The sequence below is a fragment of the Mesorhizobium sp. M7A.F.Ca.AU.001.01.1.1 genome, assembly GCF_004022735.1.
GTDB classification, from domain to species: domain Bacteria; phylum Pseudomonadota; class Alphaproteobacteria; order Rhizobiales; family Rhizobiaceae; genus Mesorhizobium; species Mesorhizobium ciceri.
This window is the reverse complement of sequence record NZ_RZPF01000912.1, coordinates 1-2,214: the sequence shown is the minus strand read 5'-3', so window position 1 is coordinate 2,214 and position 2,214 is coordinate 1. Positions and strand designations below refer to the sequence as shown.

At 62.6% G+C, this 2,214-nt stretch carries 2 protein-coding genes and 1 pseudogene; 2 read left to right on the top strand and 1 reads right to left on the bottom strand.

Features of this window, described 5'->3' with window-relative positions; all coding sequences use genetic code 11:
- Positions 1 to 144, bottom strand: a pseudogene (locus EN884_RS40355) (diacylglycerol kinase family lipid kinase); the annotation flags it as partial.
- Between the two features lie 871 nt (positions 145 to 1,015).
- Here EN884_RS40355 and EN884_RS33860 point away from each other — a divergent pair.
- Both EN884_RS33860 and EN884_RS33855 read left to right on the top strand, forming a co-directional pair.
- Positions 1,016 to 1,450, top strand: coding sequence for a DUF4383 domain-containing protein (locus EN884_RS33860; protein ID WP_013530043.1), 435 nt, complete (start codon positions 1,016 to 1,018; stop codon positions 1,448 to 1,450).
- 6 nt (positions 1,451 to 1,456) lie between these two features.
- The coding region (locus tag EN884_RS33855) for a hypothetical protein (RefSeq protein ID WP_128361035.1) at positions 1,457 to 2,214 on the top strand (758 nt) is incomplete at its 3' end.

Genomic DNA, 2,214 nt, shown 5'->3' with positions numbered 1-2,214 from the left:
GAGATCGATTGCCAGCCTTTCGGCATCGCCTTCGGCCTGCGTTTCGCGCAGCTCGAATTCGCCGAAATGCTTTTTCAGCGACACGGCAACATCAGGCCAATGCCGTTTCAGCCGGCCGCCACCGGCAATCGGGTTGAGAACCACTCCGACTTTCAAAATACCCGCCCTCCCCGGCGCCGGACATGCAGGTCCGATCCTTTGCCGGCATTGAAGCCCGCGACCACCGGCGGAGCAAGGGGCGCTGTCGGCTCGTACGCAAAAAAGCGGGCGGGCTGTCTAAAGCAGCCGGCGCTCGAATTCCCCGGTTTGTGGCTAACGATCCCCGGTAATCCCGCTATCCACAGGGCAGCGGCCATTCCCCAGGACCCTTACTCGGTGTACATTAAACCCATCTCAGGCGGCTACCGATCATCAAGCCGAAAGGCGAAGTGAAAGGCGGATTTCCTGAGGCCCGTACGGCCCGAAGCGAGAGCAGGCTTGCCTGTTTCGAGGGACGGAGCCGAGACCTACGGGGCCGCGGAAAGCGTGCCAACGCCGACGGCGGACCGATGCTGCCATGAAGGACGGCAAAAACCTTCGATGGTGCGCAGGGCAAAGCTCGCAAGGGTGGAGACCGGCGTGGTCCCGAACGGACGCTGCTCTCGGGCGGCGGACTGGCAGGACCGTCAAAATCAAGGCCGGCAAGGCGCGACGACTTTACGGAAGTTGCTGCCGCGACCGTGTCCTGATCTGACAGGGAGGCGCTGGGAGAAATCCCGGCGCCGACTGTCTTTTTGGCCCCCCGATGCCCTTTGGCGGCGATCTTGCGAGCGCCGCTTCTCCACGCGCTAAAATCGGTTAGTATCGCCTGGTCAGAGCCCGTTTGAAAACGCGCTCTGCCGAGTCGGATGGCGTGGTTTTCGAGAACCGAAGCGCAGCGGACCTTTGAGTCCGTGAGCATCGGAAGCGCAGAAAACCGCGTCAGGCGGCCGGCAGAGTAGCGTTTACAAATGGGCTTGTAGAAGGGGGATACTTCATGACGCTCGTCCAGAAGCTTGCCGTTGCCTATGCCTTCCTATTCTTCGGCGTCGTCGCCATCGGCTACATACCGGCCTTCAACGATGCCGACGGCAATCTGTTCGGCCTGTTCTCGCTGCAATGGTACGATGATCTGCTGCACGCCTTCTCCGGCGTCTGGGCGCTGGCCGCCGCCTTCATCTCGCACCGCCAGGCAGTGTTCTATTTCAAGCTGTTCGGCTCGGTCTACCTTTTCGACGGCGTGCTCGGGCTGGTCACCGGTTCCGGCTGCCTCGATGCCGGTATCTTCATCAACGGCTTCCGCTCTCTCAACGATATCGAATTCCCGGCCCGCTTCTTCGCCAACCTGCCGCACATCGTCATCGGCGGCTTCGCCGTCTATGTCGGCTTCCGGCTAGCCAGGCGCGTACACGACCACTTCGCCACGGCCTGATCGGGCATGTTCCTGTTCCGCTGGCTGAAGCGCCTCATCAAGACGATCCTCTGGCTGATCGTCGTCGTCATCCTCATCCCGATCGCCGGGCTGAGCTACGGCTTCCTGACGACGTCGTCGCTCGACAAGACGCCGCTGCCCGGCATTGCCGACGGCGCCCCGCCCAAGGCGCTGGCCGACAAGGTCCGCGCCGAGATCCCCGGCTACCAGCGGCCGGAGGAATCAACCTTCCTCACCTATCCGGAATGGGCGATCGTCTACGCCGCACGCGAATATGCCGGCTTCGTCGACAAGGACCAGCCGAGCGGCTTCCCCTACTGGTCCTATATCGGCCGCTTCTGGCAGGACTACGCCATGGTCATCCGCGCCAGCGCTCCCTACAAATTCAACTATGCCAACCACCAGATGCTGGTCATCATCGGCACCAGCCACTCGATCGAGCATATATTGCAGTGGGCCTATGAGAACACGGTCGGCCGCATCACCGAGGCGACAACGGCCAAGCGCACCGCCGCCGACATTTATCAGGCCAAGGTCGCGGCGGACTATGCCGCGTTTCTCGACCAGGTGCCCTGGTATCAGTTCCCGTATGCCGACAAGCGTGCCGGCCTGTTTGCCGTGCAGCCGGTGCCGGGCGACAGCTCCGTCCGCACCAGCGAACGCAAGCTGGCGTTCGGCCTCGCCGACACCATCAAGCAGGGCTATACCGACCTGATCAACAAGGCCCTCGCTGCCACGCGGGACCCCGCCTGGCTCGACATCCA